This window comes from Pseudomonas sp. S2_H10, from assembly GCF_054668285.1.
In genome coordinates, this window is the sequence record NZ_CP162754.1 from 4,467,612 (window position 1) to 4,486,220 (window position 18,609).

Consider the following 18,609-nt stretch of genomic DNA (forward strand, 5'->3'; position numbering starts at 1 on the left):
ATGAGCCTGGACTGGAACGCGGCGTGGCGACAGCGGGTGCTACCGACGCTGGCGGATGAAACCTGGGACCTGATCGTCATCGGCGGCGGCATCAGCGGTGCCGGCATCCTGCGCGAAGCCGCGCGCCGAGGCTGGCGCTGCCTGCTGCTGGAGCAGCGCGATTTCGCCTGGGGCACCTCCAGCCGCTCCTCGAAAATGGTCCATGGCGGCTTGCGTTACATCGCCAAGGGCCAGTGGCGCCTGACCCGCGATTCGGTCCGTGAACGCCAGCGCCTGCTCGACGAAGCGCCGGGGCTGGTGGAGCCGATGAGCTTCATGATGCCGCATTACCGTGGCGGCTTTCCCGGACCGCGGGTGCTGGGTGGTTTGCTGTCCGTCTATGACGCCTTGGCCGGGCGCCGCAGCCATCACTTCCATGATGCGCAACAGCTGCGTTATCTGGCGCCCGGGGTGAAGGAAGATGACTTGCTGGGTGGCACCTGTTTTGTCGATGCGCTGACCGATGATGCGCGTCTGGTGATGCGCGTATTGAGCGAAGCCCGGGCCGACGGCGCCGTGGTGCTCAATGGCGTGCGCGTGCAGCAATTGCTGCGAGAAGAAGGCCGCGTTTGCGCGGTTCAGGTCGAAGACGGCGAGGGCGGTGGATCACTGACAGTGCGTTGTGCTGTGCTGGCCGTGGCTACCGGCGCGTGGGCCGAGCGCCTGCGCCTGCCTGATGCCCCGCGCCAGTTGCGCCCGTTGCGTGGCAGTCATCTGTTGTTGCCGGGCTGGCGCCTGCCCGTGGCGCAAGCCTTCACCTTCCTCCACGAGCGCGACCGTCGACCGGTGTTCGTGTTCCCCTGGGAGGGCGCCACGGTGGTCGGCACCACGGACCTGGATCATCACGGCGATCTGGACCAGAGCGCGAGCATCAGCCCTGAGGAACTCCACTATCTGCTGGCGGCCTGCCGCCAACAGTTTCCCGGCGCTGAAGTGGTCGCGGCCGATGTGCTGTCGACCTGGTCCGGCGTGCGCCCGGTGGTGGGCAGCGCTGCGGGTGAACTCAAGCCGTCGAATGAAACCCGTGAGCATGTGCTGTGGCAGGAGCCGGGTTGCGTGACCCTGGCCGGCGGCAAGCTGACGACCTTTCGCCCGCAGGCCATCGAAGTGCTCAGGGCCTGCGCGAGCATGCTCGAGCGGCCCTTCGATGATGACGCCGCGCCGGTGTTCGCCGTCGTGCCGCCGCTGGCGATCCCGGGGCTCAGCGCCAGCCGCTGGCGGCGCCTGGCCGGGCGGCATGGCCGTGACCTGCCGAGGCTGGCGCAACTGATTGCCGAACTGGGCCACGACAGCGTCGGCGGCACTGACACCCTGTGGGCGGAACTGGCCGTTGCCTGCGACGCGGAAATGGTCCTGCATCTCGATGACCTGCTGCTGCGCAGAACCCGTCTGGGCCTGTTGTTGCCGCGCGGTGGCGAGGAATATTTCGCTGCCATTCGCCAACTCTGCCAACCGCGACTGGGTTGGGACGATGAGCGTTGGCAGCAGGAGATACAGCGTTATCGGGCGTTGTGGCAACGCCATCACGGATTGCCGGATGCCACGCATTGATGCCCATTGAAGAGAGCTCCATGGATAACCACCCGAACAAGCGTTACCTATTGGCCATCGACAATGGCACCCAGAGCGTGCGCGCGCTGCTCTTCGATCTGCAGGGCAATCTGCTGGGCAAAGGCAAGGTCGAGTTGCAGGCCTATTACTCGACGCAACCCGGCTGGGCCGAGCAGGACCCGGATTATTACTGGGCAAAACTGGGTGAGGCCTGCCAGCAGTTGTGGCAGCAAACCGGCATCGATCGCTCACAGATTGCCGGCGTATCCCTGACCACCCAGCGCGGCACCGTGATCAACGTCGATGCCCAGGGCAAGGCGCTGCGCCCGGCGATCCTGTGGCTCGATCAACGCCAGGCCGAAGTCGAAGGCGGTATCAAGGGACCGTGGGGCTGGCTGTTCAAACTGGTCGGCGCGCAAGCCACGGTGGACTACTTTCGCGCCCAGGCCGAGGCCAACTGGATTGCCCGCAATCAGCCAGAAGTGTGGGCGGCGACCGACAAGTTTCTGCTGCTCTCGGGGTTTCTCACCCATCGCCTGTGCGGGCGCTTTGTCGACTCCGTGGGCTGTTGCGTCGGTTACCTGCCGTTCGACTTCAAACGTCTGAAATGGGCTGCTCCCGCCGACTGGAAATGGCAGGCGCTGGCGGTGCGTCCCGAGCAACTGCCGAGCCTGCACAAGCCCGGCGAAACCCTCGGCCATATCAGCGCCGAGGCCAGCCGCCACACCGGCATTCCCGAGGGGCTGCCGCTGATCGCAGCGGGTGCCGACAAGGCCTGTGAGGTCGTCGGTTCCGGTGTCGTCGACGCAGGCACCGTGTGCCTGTCCTACGGCACCACGGCGACGATCACCAGCACCCGCTCGCGCTACCTGGAAATCGTCCCGCTGATTCCGCCTTACCCGTCCGCGGTGCCGGATCAATTCAACTGCGAGGTGATGATTTATCGCGGCTACTGGATGGTCAGCTGGTTCAAGAACGAGTTCGGCCTGCGCGAGATGCAGCAGGCCAAGGCCCAGGGCGTGGAGCCCGAGCAACTCTTCGATGCGCTGGTCGAGGCCGTGCCGCCGGGCTCCATGGGCTTGATGCTGCAACCCTACTGGTCACCCGGCATCCGCGAGCCGGGCGTGGAAGCCAAGGGCGCGATGATCGGCTTCGGCGACGTGCATACCCGCGCGCACATTTACCGGGCGATCCTCGAAGGGCTGGCCTATGCCTTGCGCCAGGGCATGGAGAAGATCGAAAAGCGTTCGAGGATTTCCGTCACGCGCTTGCGCGTCGCCGGCGGAGGTTCGCAGAGCGATGCCGCGATGCAACTCACGGCAAACATTTTCGGCCTGCCGGCCGAGCGTCCGCATGTCTACGAAGCGTCCGGCCTGGGCGCGGCCATTTGTTGTGCGGTGGGGTTGGGGCTGCACGCGGATTTCCCCACGGCGATGGCCGCGATGACGCGGGTCGGCGCGGTATTCATGCCGCAACCCGAGGCGCAGCAGATCTATGAGCGACTGTACAAAGAGGTCTACCTGCGCATGTATCGACAGCTCAAGCCGTTGTATCAAAGCATCCGCAAAATCACCGGTTACCCGGCCTGAAAGAACACCGCAGATCCCCTGTGGGAGCGAGCTTGCTCGCGATGACGGTATATCACTCGGCATCTATCTCGACGGACACGCCGCCATCGCGAGCAAGCTCGCTCCCACAATGATCGGTGGTGATTTCACGCCATCACATGTGGCGCTATCGGAGAACTTTTCTGGTGAGATCGGACAGTGTCAGGGCCCGGGTCGGTTGTTAGGCTCAATCCCCACGGCACATCCAATAAGAACCAGGCAATGAAGCTGAAATTCCTCCTGTTGCTGCTTTGTGCAACGGCCCCGACGGCCTGGGGCTGGTCCAACCATACGGTGGGCAGCTACCTGGCGTTGCAGGACCTGCCGGCCTTGCGCGACGCACCGCAGGTCAAGGTCGAACCGCTGGAACAGTTTCTCTCGCAGCAATACGAGGCCGTGAGCGCGTTGCTCGACGAGCAGGAGCGCTTCGCCCGCGAACACTTCGCCCAATACCCGCCGCGCCCCGACAGCCTGCGATTGCCAGCCGTGCCCGGGGACAATCTGCGCCACGATTTCCTCACCGCGCTGCGGATCAATCCGCAGATTCATCTGGCGATGGTCATCCAGCCGATGCCGGGCAAGGATCTGCCTGAACGTGAACACCTCAAGGCCGAGCAGGTCATGGTCGAGCAGACACTCTCACCGTGGAATCGCCAGCGCTTTATCCGTGTGACCGACAACGAAAAAGTCGCGCCCTTGGCAATCCTGGCCAGCGCCGCCGACGAGCCGGATTACGGCCACGACATCAACTTGTTCAGCGACAACCCCGGCGAAGTCGGCGCGCTGTACGGCTTCGGCCCGCAGCCCTTCGGCGACGCGCGGTTCCAGTACAGCTCCCAGGCGCCGTTCCATATGGGCTTCTTCCATGAGAGCCCGGTGGTGTACGCCGCTGCCGGATTTCTCGAGCGCAGTTGGCCCGATTGGCGCGCCTATCAATACATGGGGTTGGCGCGACTGGCCTTTGCCACCGGCCATTCCTACTGGGGTTATCGCTTTCTCGGCTGGGGCCTGCACCACGTCCAGGACCTGACCCAGCCTTATCACGCCAAGCCATTGCCCGGTGTCGATCTCGCCAATCTCCTTCTGCTGGAGGGCAAGGCACTGGCCGGTTTCACTGCCGACAAGCAGGCGTCCATCGAACGCGTTGCGACCCGGCACATGGAAGTGGAGAAATATCAGTCGACCTGGCTGCGTCGTTTGCTGCGCGCGGGTCAGCCCCATCCGATGCTCGACGCTTATGCCGACTCGGCACAGGACGCCCGTTACCCGCCGTACTCGGTGGACTACCTGCGCGAAGTGGTGAGTGCCGAGTCCGTCGACGATTCCGCTGCATTCGATGAAGCCATCGGCCAGTGGCTGGACGCGGCGCCGGTCAGCAGCGATTTCAGCAGCGGCAATCAGCTGCAGCGCGAAGATTTCGACCATCCGGCACTTAACCGGCAGCTGTTCATGCTGCTGGGACATTTCGGCGCGCACAGCCGGATTTATGCCGGTGCGGGTTTGGCGCCATAACCAATCGGCCAATTTGACCGAACACAAAAACAATAAAACCAGGGAAGGAGGAACAGATCATGAACACTCGAATTCGCCTGTGTGGCGCAGCGCTACCCGGCGTCGGCCTGGCAGGACTGCTGCAACTGTGCGCGGTCGACGGCGTGCAGGCCAAGGAGTTCAGCGTGCTGGACAACCAGGTCACCGGCTCATTCGACAGCACCTTGTCTTATGGCCGCTTGTGGCGGGTCCAGGGCCGGGACAGGAACAACGACGACGTCAACACCAACGACGGCAATCGCAACTTCGACACCGGGCTGGTTTCCGAGGTGTACAAGATCACCTCGGAGCTCGAGGCCAACTATCAGAACTACGGGATGTTCGTGCGCGGCACGGCGTTCTATGACACCCAACTGATGGACAAGCGCAACGACTACTACAGCAACAACAACCCGTCGCAACCCAGCCAGAGTTACCCCCAGGACGACCACTTCACCAGCCAGACCCGTGACATCGCCGGCAGCCGGGTGGAGATGCTCGACGCCTACCTCTATGGCAACTGGGACGTCGCGCAGATGCCGCTCACGGCACGTATCGGGCGCCAGGTATTCAACTGGGGCGAGGGGATTTTCTACCGTGGCGGGATCAACACCACCAACCCGGTGGATGCGGCCAAGTACCGTCTGCCCGGGGCCGAAGTCAAGGAAGTGCTGGTACCGGTGGAGGCGCTCAGCTTCAACCTCGGCCTGACCGACACCCTGACCATGGAAAGCTTCTACCAGACCAACTGGAAGGAAACCCGCATCGACCCGGTCGGCACGTTCTACTCGCAGACCGACCTGTTCGCCGACGGCGGCAACACCGCCTACAACAACTTCAGCGGCACCGCCCTGGATACCCCGGTGCCGGGCTTCGGCAACGTGATCGATCTGTACAGCGCGCTGGGCAACAACCCGCTGCTCAACCAGGCCCTGAGCACCACCGGCCTGTACGCCAACGGGGTCACCCCGGCCTTTGGCAACACCGTCAAAGTGGCCACGGTCGGCAAGGATTACAACGCGCGCAACGACGGCCAGTTCGGCTTCGCCTTTCGCTACATCGCAGAAGAACTCAACAGCACCGAGTTCGGCTTGTACATGGTCAACTACCACGCCAAGGAACCGACCATTTCCGCCGACCTTGGCGGCTACCAGGGCATCGACATGAATGCCCTGACCAACCTGTTGGCTGGTGTCGCCGGCAGTCAGGCGGGGCAATTGGCCAACGGCCTGGCGACCATGGATGTGCTGGGCAATATTCAGGCGCACCGGCGCTATGCCGAAGACATCCGCATGTACGGCTTCAGTTTCAACACCACCCTGGGCCAGGCGTCGGTGTTCGGCGAGGTGGCTTATCGGCCGAACCTGCCCATCGGGGTCGCCGCCACCAACGACCTGATCGGCGACCTGGCCAATGGTGCCGCCGCAGCAGCGGCCGGCCAGACCATCAACATCGGCGGGCAGCAGGTCACGCTCGACAGCCAGATCAATAACGCCGAGCGGGTGGAAGCGTTCAACACGTCCCTGGGCACCATCTACAACTTTGGCCCGAGCCTGTCCTTCGACTCGATGTTTGGCGTGTTCGAACTGGCGTCCGAACACCTGCGCGGCAGCAGCCTGCAATACACCGCTTATGACGGCAGCAGCCGTTACTACGCGGGTACCGGTAACTTTTCCTACGTGTCCGGCGGCGAGCGCGGAGACCAAGTCAACCGCAATTCCTACAGCTACACGGCGATGTTCAACGGTACCTGGAACGACGTGTATGCCGGGGTCAACGTCTCGCCTTATGTCGTCTACAAGGATGACTTCGAGGGCAACAGCTACCAGGCGGGCAACATCATCGAGGGCCGCAAGGCCTACACCCTGGGGATCAAGGCCAACTACCAGAACAGGCTGGAGGCCGAGCTGCAATACACCGAGTTCTTTGGCGGCGGACAGGACAACGGCCTGCGTGACCGCGACAACGTCGGCTTCAACCTCAAGTACTTCTTGTGAAAGCTCATTCCCCTGTGGGAGCGGGCTTGCCCGCGATGGCGGCAGCACATTCGACATCCATGTTGACTGATCCACCGCTATCGCGGGCAAGCCCGCTCCCACAAGGACTGGGTGCAGTGCATCTGCCTTTATTTCGGAGAACGATCATGTTTCACACTTCACGACTGACCAAAACCGCGCTGGCCCTATTCCTGAGTATGGCCGCCGGCAACACGCTGGCCGCGATCACGCCCCAGCAAGCCGAGCAACTGAAAACCACGCTGACGCCCCTGGGCGCCGAGCGTGCCGGTAACGCGGCCGGGACCATTCCGGCATGGACCGGCGGCATCACCCAGGCGCCGGCGGGCTACAAGCCGGGCCAGCATCACCCGGACCCGTATGCGGCGGACAAGCCGCTGTTCACCATCACCAAGGCCAACCTCGATCAGTACAAGGCCCACCTCAGCCCGGGTCAGATCGCCCTGTTCAACAGCTACCCCGACACCTTCCAGATGCCGGTCTATCCCTCCCGCCGCTCGGGTTCGGCGCCGCAGTGGCTGTATGACAACACCTTGAAAAACGCGACCTCGGCCAAGCTGCTTGATGGCGGCACCGGGTTTGCCGATGCCTATGGCGGCGTGCCGTTCCCGGTGCCAAAGGACGGGGTCGAGGTGCTGTGGAACCACATCACCCGTTATCGCGGCATCTATGTGGTCCGTCGCGCTTCCGAAGCGCCGGTGCAACGCAACGGCAGCTTCGCGCTGGTGACCTCGCAGCAAGAGGGGCTGTTCAACTATTACCGCCCCGGCGGGCAGTTCGCCGACCTGAAAAACATCCTGTTCTACTACCTGGCGTTCGTGAAGAGCCCGGCCCGGCTGGCGGGCGGTGCGGCGTTGATACACGAGACCCTGGACCAGCTCAAGGACCCGCGCCAGGCTTGGGTCTACGACGCCGGCCAGCGCCGTGTGCGGCGGGCGCCGAACCTCGCGTATGACACCCCGATCGCCTCATCCGACGGCCTGCGTACGGCGGACGACACGGACATGTTCAACGGCTCGCCGGACCGCTACGACTGGAAGCTCAAGGGCAAGCAAGAGGTCTACATTCCCTACAACAATTACAAAGTCGGCAGCCCTGAGGTGAAGTACGAACAGTTGCTCACACCGGGTCACCTCAACCCGCAATACACCCGTTATGAGCTGCACCGGGTCTGGGTGGTCGAAGGCACCCTCAAGCCGGGCGCGCGGCATATCTATTCCAAACGAGTGCTGTTTCTCGACGAGGACAGCTGGGGCGCCGCATTGGTGGATCAATACGACGGGCGAGGGGAGTTGTGGCGGGTGTCGATGGCCTACCTGAAAAACTTCTACGACCTGCCCACCACCTGGAGCGCGCTGGACGTATTCCATGATTTGCAGGCGCGTCGATACTACGTGCAGAACCTGGACAACGAAGAACCGGCCACCGTCGACTTCGCCCAACCGGTGCCGGAAGACGCCTACTTCATGCCATCGGCATTGCGTCAGCGCGGTACGCGGTGATATCGGCCATTGGGAAGATTGCCGGGGTTTGGTTTACCAGGATGTGCTAGCCTGCAATCAATGATTTCATTGATTGCAGGAGGCGTCATGGCCAGCATCACCATTAGAAACCTTGATGAGAAGCTCAAGGAGCAGCTGCGCATCACGGCGGCTCATAACGGACATTCGATGGAAGAGGAGGCTCGCCTGATTCTGGGCCGGGCCTTGGCGACTGTTGATCGCGCCGGTGGACTTGGAAGCAGGATCCGCAACAGGTTCAGCGCTTTCGGAGGCGTCGAGCTTGATCTGCCAGAACGCTCAGAGAAAGCGACGGCGGTGGATTTTTCTGAATGATAGTGCTCGATACCAACGTTCTTTCAGAGTTTATGCGAGTCGAACCTGAAGCCCGGGTGCTTGCCTGGGTTGATGCGCAGCCATCGATGGATCTGGCAGTCAGTGCGGTAACGGTGGCGGAAATACTCCACGGCATCGCACGCCTGCCTTCCGGCAAGCGCAAACAAAAACTTGAAGCCCATGCCATGGCAATGTTCGAAGAGGACTTTGCCGGACGCATTTTGCCGTTCGATGCTCATGCCGCTGTCGAGTACGCAACGCTGACTGCCGGTGCAGAGGCCAATGGGCGTGTGGTTTCAATGGCAGATGCGCAAATTGCCGCCACTTGCCGAAGCCATGGGGCTGCCATAGCCACCCGCAATGTTCGCGACTTCGGATTTTCCGGGGTTGAGGTCATCAATCCTTGGGAGGCCTGAGCATCTTCGCTGTCATCCAGAATGCAATCGCGAGCAAGCTCGCTCCCACAGGGTTTTGGGTCGTTCACAGATTCTGTGTTCGACTCTTGACCTGTGGGAGCGAGCTTGCTCGCGAAGGGATCTTTCATTCACCGCAAGGCGAATGTCAGACGCGGAAGTGGCTCACCATCTGCTGCAACTGACCACCCAGCCGCGCCAGCTCAACGCTGGACTTGGCGGTCTCATCGCTCGCCGCAGCGGTCTGTTCCGACACATCGCGCACGTTGATGATGCTGCGGCTGATCTCTTCGGCCACGGCGCTTTGCTGTTCGGCTGCGGCGGCGATCTGCTGGTTCATCGACTGGATGTTGGACACCGTGCGGGTGATGCTTTCCAGTGACTCGCCGGCCTTGCGGGTCAGGGCCACGCTGCTGTCGGTGAGGACGCGGCTGTTGTTCATCACCGCCGACACTTGTTGCGTGCCGTTCTGCAGGCCAGCCACCAAGCCTTCGATTTCCTCGGTGGATTTCTGTGTGCGCTGGGCCAGGCCGCGGACCTCGTCGGCGACCACGGCAAAACCACGACCGGCTTCACCGGCGCGGGCCGCTTCGATGGCGGCGTTGAGCGCCAGCAGGTTGGTCTGCTCGGCCACGGCCTTGATCACGTCCATGACGCTGCCGATCTTGTCGCTTTCCTGTTGCAGCACGCTCATGGCTTCGGTGGAGCGCACCACTTCGCTGGCCAGGCGCTCGATCTGGGCGATGGCTTCGTTGACCACTTTGTCGCCTTCACGGGCTTCGCCGTCCGCCGCCGCCGCGGCTTGCGAGGCTTCTTCGGCGTTGCGCGCGACTTCCTGCACCGTGGCGGTCATCTCGTGCATGGCGGTCGCGACCTGATCGGTTTCGACTTTCTGGCTGTTGACCCCGGCGCTGGTCTGTTCGGTCACAGCCGACAGTTCCTCGGCGGCGCTGGCGATCTGGGTCACGCCATCGCGGATGCCGCTGATCAAATCGCGCAGGGTCACGCCCATGCGCGCGATGCCTTGCTGCAATACGCCGATTTCGTCACGACGAGTGACCAGCACATTGTGGGACAGGTCGCCGCTGGCGATGCGATCGACCACCGCCAGGGTTTCGCGCAACGGGCGGGTGATCTGGCGCGTGATGACCACGGCGGCAATGATGCCCACCAGCAGTGCCAGCAGGGTGCTGATCAGCTGCAGGGTGCGCGCGCGGGCGCTTTCGGCGTCGCGGCGGTCGAGCTGGATCTGGTACAGCTGATCGCTCTGGGACACGATGGCGGCGCCCTGGTCGGTCATTTCCTTGCGCGCTTGCACCGCGTCATTGCTGGCGGCCTTGTAGGCCTGCAAGGCGCTGCGGTAGTTACCCAGTGCGGTTTCCAGTTGGCGCAGGGCATCTTGCTGGGAGTCGGCGAATTGCGCGTTCAGCGGTTTCAGGCTGGCGATGGCAGCGTCCAGTTGACCGACGGCTTTCTGCTCGGTTTCGGCATTGGTGGTGGCGGTGTAGCCGCGCACTTCGTAGCGAGCGAGCAGGAACGCTTCCTTGGCTGCGGTGATGGCCTGGAACTGTTCGAAGCGCTGGTCGCTCAGCGGCATTTGCTGCACGCGGGTGTTGATGTCGTTGATCAGCGTGTTGGCGGTTTCGGCGTTGGCACTCATGGCGTCGCGGGCGCTGTTGCCGGCGCGATAAGCGTTGCGCATCTTGCCCAGGGACGTCTTGTAGGCGTCGATGACGGTGCCTTGCTCGCGCAGCAGCTTGAGGTTTTCCGGGCTCTTGAACTTCACCAGCAGGGCCTGCTGCTGGGCCGAGAAGGCGTCGAGGGTGGTCTGCACGCTCTGCGCGGCGGTTTCGTCGCCGTTGGTCAGCATGTATTGCAGGCGAACCACGCGCAGCTTGGTCAGGCCGGCGTTGAGCTGGGTGATGTCGCTCATCCAGTTGCTGCGGTCGATCAGCCCGCCCAGGCTGGTCCAGCCGGTCAGGGCGAGGACGCAGGTCAGTGCCAGGACCAGGCCAAACCCCAGGCCCAGTTTCATGTTCACGCTGATGTTGCCGAACCAGCTATTCATCAAATTCCTCCAGGAACGTAGTGCTTCTTTGTCGTCGGTTGGCTGGAAGATTGTTTTTTTTGGGGGCCGCCAAGCTGTGTAAGCAGGATGTATCGGCAGCAATCCCTGGAGCTGAAAGGATTTTTCCCAATGGATTCTGTAACAAAGTTTTTACAGTGCTTTTAAGCTTTTTTTCACATGGGTTTCACCGGCCACCGACGCACGCTTGCTTAACCTCTCGGGATCTAATGAGGTGGCGTGTGCCGGTGAGGCGGCTTGATGTGGAACTGAGACTGAGTCTGTTCGGGATAAAACGCTCGATCGATCTGAGCCGCTTTGCCCGCTATCGCAACGCGGCGGTGGTGTTGGCTTCGGCGTTGCTGGTGATCCCGCTGACCGTGTTTCTGCTGCGTCCCGCCGCCGTGGCGGACCTGGCTCATGGCAATGTGAGCGGTGCGCAGGCATTGATGAGCGGGTGGGCCAAGGGCGACTTGATCGTATTGGTGCGCCACGTCGAACGCTGCGATCACTCTTCGGCTGCCTGCCTGATCGGCAACGATGGCATTACCGACCGATCCCGCAGTGTTGCGACAAATGTCGGGGCGCATTTCCAGAACCTGGGCCTGGGCAAGACCGATATCTACAACAGCCCGATCCTGCGCACGGCGCAGACCGCCGCCTTCATGTTCAACAAGGCCGGCACGGGCGAGGACTGGCTGATCAGTTGCAAGGGCACCATGTTGCGCGACGCGCTGGCGCACAAGGTGGCCGGGCGCAACCTGATTCTGGTGACCCACAGCGAATGCATGGCGCAGCTGGAAAAAGACCTCCAATTGCCGACTTCGACCCTGGGTTACGGGGCCTCTCTGTTTATCTCCGCCGAAACGCCGAACACTGCGCGCATGCTTGGTTTTATCGAAGCATCGGATTGGCCCACGGTGACGACTCGTTGAACTCCACCCTCCCTTTGAATCAGGACTGAGCATGCAGACCGCTTCGCGCTACCGCTTTTATTCGGTGAATTTTGGTATCCCGCTGGCCTGCGCGCTCGCGGTGTTCCTGATGTTCGACATGACCCGTATCGACATCGCCTTCAACAATTACTTTTTTGATCCGGTGACGCAGACGTACCCGCTGGACCAGGTCCATCTGTTCGAAAAAATCACCCATAAATGGGCGCGGATCATTCCGAACTGGACAGGCGAAATTGCGATTATCGGTGCCTTGCTGTCGTTTCTCTGGCCGTGCCTGAAGGCTGAAAAACACGCGAAAATCATCGCCTTCCTGGAAAAAATCAAAGTCGCCCCGGTGCTGCGCTTTGCCGCACGGCACCGTCGGGATTTTCTCTACGTGGTGTTCGCGTTTTCCATCAGCACCGGTGTCATTCACTACCTCAAGGGCCACACCAGCGTGTACTGCCCGATCGAGACGACCCTGTACGGCGGCAAGATGCAGCACGTCGAATGGTACGAGAATTTCAAACTGCTCAAGACCGCCGGTGACGGCCGCTGCTGGCCGGGCGGACATGCCTCGGGCGGTTTCACCATGCTGGCGCTGTACTTCGTGGCCCGCCGCTATCGCTGGCGCTATTCGAAAGCGATCCTGTACGGCTCGTTGACCCTGGGTTTCATCTACGGCACAACGCGGGTGCTTCAGGGCTGGCACTACATGTCCCACACCTTCTGGGCCGGAATCTTTGTGTGGCTGGCGTGCTTGCTGACGGCGCTGGCGTTCTACGGGCGAGCGAGGCTGGAGCAGCCGGTGTTGAAGGCGTCTGAAAAACCGCTATTGGCGTCCGGGCCCCTGCCCGTGAACTGATCCGGCACAGGAACCGAAAACCATCCTGTAGGAGCCGGCTTGCCGGCGATGGATTCAAGTACGCCGCGTTTATCCGGTTCATACGCGTTACAAGATCAAGTGATCTCAAAACCCCGTAAAAAATACCCAAAAAAAAGCCCGCGGGAGGGCGGGCAAACCGTAGTTTCTTGAATGAGCAAAGGCAATGTACAGGCTGCAGCGGAGCAACGGGGTGAAGAAAAGTTCATCTCGATCAAGGCGCCGCACCAGAGCCTGCGACACCGCTAAGGCAAATGATCCGCGGCAAAGTCGGCCTCGGAACGCGCACGCAAACGTCCCTTGCGGCAGGCCTGCTGGAATCGTTCGAAATCTTGCTCGTTCTGCTCGGTATAACCCCGGGCATATTTGTAGAGCGCGTCGGCCAGTGCTTCGCTTTTGCCGATGTAGCCGCTGATGACCGCCGCGTGCCCGGAAGACTTGGCGTGGGCGCGAGCCAGGGCGCGGCCGCAGAGCCGGCCATAGGCCGCGAAGGCGTCGCCATCGAAGGTCTCGAGTTCGGCGGAGATTTTCATATCGCGCAATTGCCGCACATAGAAATGCCGCCCGCTGGGGCCAGTGGTCCAGCCGAGGAACAAATCGCTGGCCGATTGCATCAAGCGCTGACCCTCGACCACTCGCTGCCCTTCATGACGCACCCGTGACTTGGCCTTCACGTAGCCGGCGAGCACCGAGCGCCGCGCTTCCTTGAATTGCAGGAACAGCGGGAACTGCTGATCATCGGTCAGCAGCGCCACCAGGCAACGGGTGCCGACACTGCCGACGCCCACCACTTTGAACGCCATGTCCTGCACATGAAAACGCGACACCAGCTCCCGGCGGTCCGCTTGCAGGGTGCCGCGATAATCGCGCATGAAGGTGTCGTAGAGCGGACGCCAGTCCGAGAGACGCAACCAGTCATCATCGGCGTCCAGCAGCGTAGTGTTTTTGTGCAGGTGGAAAATTTCCGGCAAGTCATCGCGAATGATCAGACGCCCATGGGCGTCGCGTTCGCTGATTTTTGGCAACAGTTCGGCATGGGTGCGCCGTTCGGCCTTGGCGATGGCGCGCTCCACGTGTTCCAGGGTGCTCTTGTTGGCCTGCGCCAGCAGGTCGTCATAGCTGATGGATTCGTACCAGGTTTCCAGCGAACTCTGTTCGGCGCACTCGAGCATGGTTTTCTGATAGGCGCTCACGACCTGATGGCAAACCGAATCTTCAACCGACTCCCCATGACGCAGATTGCGAGCCGCCACCAGGAAACTCGCCACCAGACGCTTCAAGTCCCACTCCCACGGGCCGGGATGGGTTTCATCAAAGTCGTTGACGCTGAACAGCAGGTTGCGTTCCGGCGTTGCGAAACCGCCGAAATTCATCAGGTGGCTATCACCGCAAATCGGCGAAACCAGCCCCATGTTCGGAGTGCCCGCCAAATCGTGGGCCTGCAGCAGCGCGTTGCCACGATAGAAAGTGAACGGCGACACCAGCATGCGCCCGTAGCGCAGCTCCACCAGCGATTTGACGCGCCCTTCACTCGACGCCTTGATCAGCGGAATCGGATCGCGGTCGACATTGCCCAGGGAGGCTTGCGAACTGCGCGGACACTTCCTGCGCGCATCCTTGCCTTGCTTCAAACGGTCGGTGAGGGTGGTCATGGGGGCCTATTTGACAGGTGTTGTAGGGCGATTGCGGATTGAGTGTAGAAGGGCTTTGCAGGTTTATCCGCAGTGTTTGCACAGCGACTAATCTGTCTGTCAGGCATCGCCTTGATGCCACCACCCGGAAACAGGGAGGCCCGTGTTTTCATTGCCTGTTTCACTGCTGTTGGCGTTCCTCATCGGCTGGGTGTCCCAGCGCATGGGCATGTGCCTGGTCAATGCCATGGGGCTGTTGCTCAAGCGCCGGCCGACCCTGTTCGTGTCGCTGGTCAGTTGTGGTTTGTTCGGCCTGTTGCTCGCACCGCTCTACGCCTTGTCTGGCGTCAGCCAGCCGCTGTTCATCCCTGAAGTCGGCTATCTGTCACTGGTCGGTGGCGGGTTGCTGTTCGGCCTCGCGTCGGTGCTCAACGACGGATGCAGTGTCGGCACCCTCACCAAGCTCGCCAGCGGCAACCTCAACAAGGTCTTCACCATCCTCGGCTGGGTACTGGGCATCGTGCTGTGGCATCACCTGAACATGCTGCCCGAACACCGGGCGCTGCAAATGCCGATGATCACCAGCCGTCATTACTGGCTGGTCATTGGCATCGTGCTGCTGATTCTGCTGTTCCTGATCCGGATTCACGGCGACAGGCACCTGGTGCTGTCGAGCCTGCTGCTGGGGGCGTTGACCAGCGCCCTCTACACCTTTGAACCGCTGTGGACGCCCAGCGTATTTTTCTACGATCTCTCGCAACCGTTCTGGGGGTCGGGCGACACATCATTGACCACCCAGCGTGTGGCGGTGTTCGCCATGCTGATGCTGGGCATGCTCTGTTACACCTTGCATCGCCGCACGTTCAACTATCAGCGGTTTGCCGCGATGACAGCGGGCAGGCATTTGCTCGCAGGCGTGTTGATGGGGACCGGTGCGTCGATGATGTTGGGCGGCAATGACTCGCAGATATTGTTGGTGTTTCCGACGCTGACCTGGGTGGGAGCGGTGCCGTTGGTGTCGATTGTGTTGGGGATATTGGTGGGGGTTGGGGTTAAGCGGCTGCGTGCTTGATGATCGCGGATCTGGAGTGGGACGACCTCAATGAGACCGTCCATTTTTCAAGGCAATGGTGCAGTCGATGCCGGTCATCGACATGTATCGATCCTTTTCACGCCTCCATTTCGTCGAGTGGCGCGATGTTGTCCAGTGCCCGGTTCACCAGCAATTGCGCCAGCACAGCCAGTTGCTGAATTGCCAGGGCGATGTTGCGACGCGAGCTTTCAAGTTCACAGGCAAGGTCGGTGCTCATGACGTTGAGCGAGGCTAGGGTTTCGCTGGCGTGGGTGAGCAGGGACGGTGTGTCGATGTCGGGGCGCAGGGTGAAGACGTGGCTGATGGGGTCGAGGTGATTGGGGTTGCGCAGGCGGGCGCTGATGGCGGGTTCGGTGGTTTTTGAGAGTTGAGATAAGTCGATTTTTTCTTCAGCTAAATTAGCTGGGGTTTCCGGGGGATTGGGGCTGTTCTTTTTCAAAATGGCATTCCTCACACTGTTTAGAAAAGCTGCCATCCCCTGCTGTCAAACAGGATTGGGTGGCAGCTATACGCGGGTTGACAGACCGGAAGTGTGAGAACCCGGTGCACCCGAAGGTGCCCCGCGCACAGCCGCCATAATCGTGACTACATGCGTGAAAGCATGCTGTCTGATTTGGGAGGTGTGAAGATTACACTTTCAGCCTGTCAAAACCGATCGCTGATTTGCAGCGACCCCTGAAGGCTATCGTCGAGAAGTTGCGTCCGCCAGTTCATGAAAGGCGATGCGTTTTGCGGGAAATATCCTAGGACGTGAGGAAGGCATCGAGATGGGTCCGCTGCTGTCCAGTGACGACACCACCGTCAAATCCGTGATCAATGTCGGCTGCAAACCCGCATCAAACAGCTCAGCCGTTACCGATTCCCATATTGCAACCATGCACATAACAGCCTGGCGCGACGGCCTATGTGACCCTATCGTCAGAATTCACCTGCCACAAAGTGCTTTTGTGAGTTGTGAGCGTACGATGTAATACAGGTTGTCGCTGAATTTCTGCTTGAGCGAACGAAGCGACTGAGCGAAATGGAATTGGAGATACATCATGATTCCCAAGCACTACTTGAAAGCCCTGGCGACGCTGCTCATCGCCGCTGGCGTACAGTGGGTGACGCTACCCGCCTACGCGACCGAGCAAGGTGAACAACGGCGTGAAGCTCGCGATACCAGGCAGGAAGGGCGCTCCACTGCCCGGCAAACCAAGGATGCCTGCAGAAAGGGCAGTGACAAGAGCAACGTGGAATGTCGCCAGGACAAACGCAGCACCAAACAGGATACCCGTCGCACCGCCCGGGATATCAAGTACTGATCGTTGGCGTGGGGCCTGTTTCAGCCCCGTGTGGGACTTGCGATACAGCCAGAAACGACAAAGCCCGCACAAGGCGGGCTTTGTCAGCTTCGATTGGTGGGCCGGGGTCGTTTGAACTTGCCTAAAAGGCACCGTAATCATTGGGCTTTTCTGACTTCAATTTTTAAAGGGATACAGCCGGGGATACACCGCGTTGAAGCTTGGCTCTCCCAGGAGAGTATTAATTGCCCACCTGCAGGTTTTTTTCGATGGCGTGCCCCTGTCGAACCAATGACAAATTAATGGATCGTCCCTTCCTTTCAGAGGCCATGCGGGTGAACCCCTCTTGATTGGAAACTCTTTCCCCATCTATCGCAATGATCATGTCGCCGAGTAGGACATCCGCTTTGTAAGCCGGACTGTCATCGACGATATTAGTGACTACTACGCCTTGATTCGTTTGTAATTGCTGACGCTCGGCGTCGTTCAGGTTGCGAACGAATGCGCCAATTCGGAACCGACCTTTCACAAAGTAAATTGCACCGTAATCAGATCGGTTGACTGTAACGGGGATATACGTCGTGTTGCTCCCGTAGGTCGTGGTTGTGGCGTTACCGTAGGCCGAAACCGGTCCACCTGGCCCGTAAGCGGTGGCATTAGCGGTGGTGTACGAAGTGTTTGTCGTTGGTGTCGTGAATGGCACGCTTGAGGTAACCGATCCCGTGTATTGCGGTACAAAAACTAGAACCAAATCTGCTCCGACGGCCTGCCCCTGCTCGATTGCGTCATCATCTGAAACGCTTTCACCGCTATTGAAACTCGATTCACCAATAATCAAATAACCGCGCTTTGCATACCCTGCCAGAAGCTGATCTGTGTTACCAAATGCTGATCGTTCAACAATGGGTGTCTGCGGCGCGGCTGATGCGCGAGTTGACGCGATAGCTTCCGGGGTTGCGCCAGGAGTGGGGGTATAGAATTCTTTGTAGCCACTGGCACACCCCGCGATGCTGAGCGATGCACTCATCGCCACCAGCACATGCATGAACTTCTTTTTCATACGTCCCTTTCCTTGGCCTGAAAACGTTGCGCTATTTGCACGGGAGTATGGCGTAACGCCGCTACAAGACCTAGATCTCCAGACAAGCTTTCTAACAGTGAGTGTTGGGGAGGGCTTAATGCGTGTCAGGCTTGGTTCAATGGGTCCTTCCGGCGATCTGAGGGAATGGGGTAATTCGAACCCCGTTCTTTTTGCAGATTCAACCCGACAGAGGGGGTTCCGCTTCCCATTCATTACCACTGCATGACCATAGCCATGCAGCGTGAAACTGTTGACCCTCTGGACATGCGCGAGCGGTACGCACGCGATGTACGGAAATGCAGGCATCAACGATAGACCGCTGGCCAGCTTGGATGAAATCCGCATTGTTCAAGACGTACGTTCGCCAGCAGGGCGCGGAGACAGCCAACTGGAAGATTCGTGTGCGGAAGAGATCTGAAGCCCGGTGGGGACCCTGGAGCTTTTTCAATCAACACGGGGTCGGAAACCCGCGGGATTGTGGTAGCGGCAACTTACCCAGCTTACTGAAATTTCAATGTTGAAATTGAAGGGATATCGAAGAAAAAGGACCACCTTTACCGCATCTGTAAAGGTGGCCCGTCGTGTTGATGGTCGTGAACACCAGGGCACCGTCAACTGCGGGGATCGATGTCAACCTGTCAACCGATG

15 protein-coding genes and 1 pseudogene are annotated in these 18,609 nt (G+C 60.5%); 11 read left to right on the forward strand and 5 right to left on the reverse strand.

Features of this window, described 5'->3' with window-relative positions:
- From AB4O16_RS19960 to AB4O16_RS19990, 7 genes are all read left to right on the forward strand, one after another.
- Positions 1-1,590 (forward strand): glycerol-3-phosphate dehydrogenase/oxidase, encoded by a 1,590-nt coding sequence (locus AB4O16_RS19960; protein ID WP_460155626.1) that lies wholly within the window; start codon positions 1-3, stop codon positions 1,588-1,590.
- 20 nt (positions 1,591-1,610) lie between these two features.
- Positions 1,611-3,179: an FGGY-family carbohydrate kinase gene (locus AB4O16_RS19965; protein ID WP_160389513.1), complete on the forward strand. Its 1,569-nt coding sequence runs from the start codon at positions 1,611-1,613 to the stop codon at positions 3,177-3,179.
- Positions 3,180-3,419: 240 nt separating this feature from the next.
- Positions 3,420-4,709 (forward strand): phospholipase, encoded by a 1,290-nt coding sequence (locus tag AB4O16_RS19970; protein WP_460155627.1) that lies wholly within the window; start codon positions 3,420-3,422, stop codon positions 4,707-4,709.
- A gap of 59 nt (positions 4,710-4,768) precedes the next feature.
- Positions 4,769-6,724: a DUF1302 domain-containing protein gene (locus AB4O16_RS19975; protein ID WP_178120770.1), complete on the forward strand. Its 1,956-nt coding sequence runs from the start codon at positions 4,769-4,771 to the stop codon at positions 6,722-6,724.
- A 197-nt stretch (positions 6,725-6,921) separates the two neighbouring features.
- Entirely contained in the window at positions 6,922-8,244 is a 1,323-nt protein-coding gene (locus tag AB4O16_RS19980) for a DUF1329 domain-containing protein (protein ID WP_460158076.1), read from the forward strand.
- Positions 8,245-8,331: 87 nt separating this feature from the next.
- On the forward strand, positions 8,332-8,577 hold the full coding sequence (locus AB4O16_RS19985) for a FitA-like ribbon-helix-helix domain-containing protein (RefSeq protein WP_460155628.1): 246 nt from the start codon (positions 8,332-8,334) through the stop codon (positions 8,575-8,577).
- On the forward strand, positions 8,574-8,993 hold the full coding sequence (locus tag AB4O16_RS19990) for a PIN domain-containing protein (RefSeq protein WP_460155629.1): 420 nt from the start codon (positions 8,574-8,576) through the stop codon (positions 8,991-8,993). The genes AB4O16_RS19985 and AB4O16_RS19990 overlap by 4 nt, the downstream gene beginning before the upstream one ends.
- Before the next feature lie 145 nt (positions 8,994-9,138).
- Here the strand turns inward: AB4O16_RS19990 and AB4O16_RS19995 are convergent, their stop codons facing one another.
- Positions 9,139-10,002 (reverse strand): methyl-accepting chemotaxis protein, encoded by an 864-nt coding sequence (locus AB4O16_RS19995; RefSeq protein WP_371317832.1) that lies wholly within the window; start codon positions 10,000-10,002, stop codon positions 9,139-9,141.
- Between the two features lie 42 nt (positions 10,003-10,044).
- A pseudogene (locus AB4O16_RS20000) lies at positions 10,045-11,058 on the reverse strand (methyl-accepting chemotaxis protein); the annotation flags it as partial.
- A gap of 260 nt (positions 11,059-11,318) precedes the next feature.
- Between AB4O16_RS20000 and pmrG the strand changes: the two are divergent.
- Together pmrG and AB4O16_RS20010 are read left to right on the forward strand one after the other, a co-directional pair.
- On the forward strand, positions 11,319-11,990 hold the full coding sequence (gene pmrG / locus AB4O16_RS20005; RefSeq protein ID WP_160389508.1) for a lipopolysaccharide core heptose(II)-phosphate phosphatase PmrG: 672 nt from the start codon (positions 11,319-11,321) through the stop codon (positions 11,988-11,990).
- A gap of 31 nt (positions 11,991-12,021) precedes the next feature.
- Positions 12,022-12,855 carry a phosphatase PAP2 family protein gene (locus AB4O16_RS20010; RefSeq protein ID WP_460155630.1) on the forward strand — a complete coding sequence of 278 codons (834 nt, stop codon included), beginning with the start codon at positions 12,022-12,024 and terminating at the stop codon, positions 12,853-12,855.
- A 263-nt stretch (positions 12,856-13,118) separates the two neighbouring features.
- Here the strand turns inward: AB4O16_RS20010 and AB4O16_RS20015 are convergent, their stop codons facing one another.
- Positions 13,119-14,525 (reverse strand): DUF2252 domain-containing protein, encoded by a 1,407-nt coding sequence (locus AB4O16_RS20015; protein ID WP_460155631.1) that lies wholly within the window; start codon positions 14,523-14,525, stop codon positions 13,119-13,121.
- A gap of 142 nt (positions 14,526-14,667) precedes the next feature.
- Between AB4O16_RS20015 and AB4O16_RS20020 the strand changes: the two genes are divergently transcribed.
- Complete coding sequence (locus AB4O16_RS20020; protein ID WP_160389505.1) at positions 14,668-15,576, forward strand: YeeE/YedE thiosulfate transporter family protein; 909 nt, start codon at positions 14,668-14,670, stop codon at positions 15,574-15,576.
- Positions 15,577-15,673: 97 nt separating this feature from the next.
- Here the strand turns inward: AB4O16_RS20020 and AB4O16_RS20025 are convergent, their stop codons facing one another.
- Complete coding sequence (locus AB4O16_RS20025) at positions 15,674-16,036, reverse strand: DUF6124 family protein (protein ID WP_160389504.1); 363 nt, start codon at positions 16,034-16,036, stop codon at positions 15,674-15,676.
- A 601-nt stretch (positions 16,037-16,637) separates the two neighbouring features.
- On the opposite strand from AB4O16_RS20025, the gene AB4O16_RS20030 reads away from it, so the two are divergent.
- Positions 16,638-16,901: a hypothetical protein gene (locus AB4O16_RS20030; protein ID WP_110657621.1), complete on the forward strand. Its 264-nt coding sequence runs from the start codon at positions 16,638-16,640 to the stop codon at positions 16,899-16,901.
- 220 nt (positions 16,902-17,121) lie between these two features.
- On the opposite strand, the gene AB4O16_RS20035 is transcribed toward AB4O16_RS20030, so the two are convergent.
- A complete protein-coding gene (locus AB4O16_RS20035) occupies positions 17,122-17,940 on the reverse strand; it encodes a PDZ domain-containing protein (protein ID WP_460155632.1) in 819 nt (272 codons plus the stop codon).
- Positions 17,941-18,609: the final 669 nt, after the last annotated feature.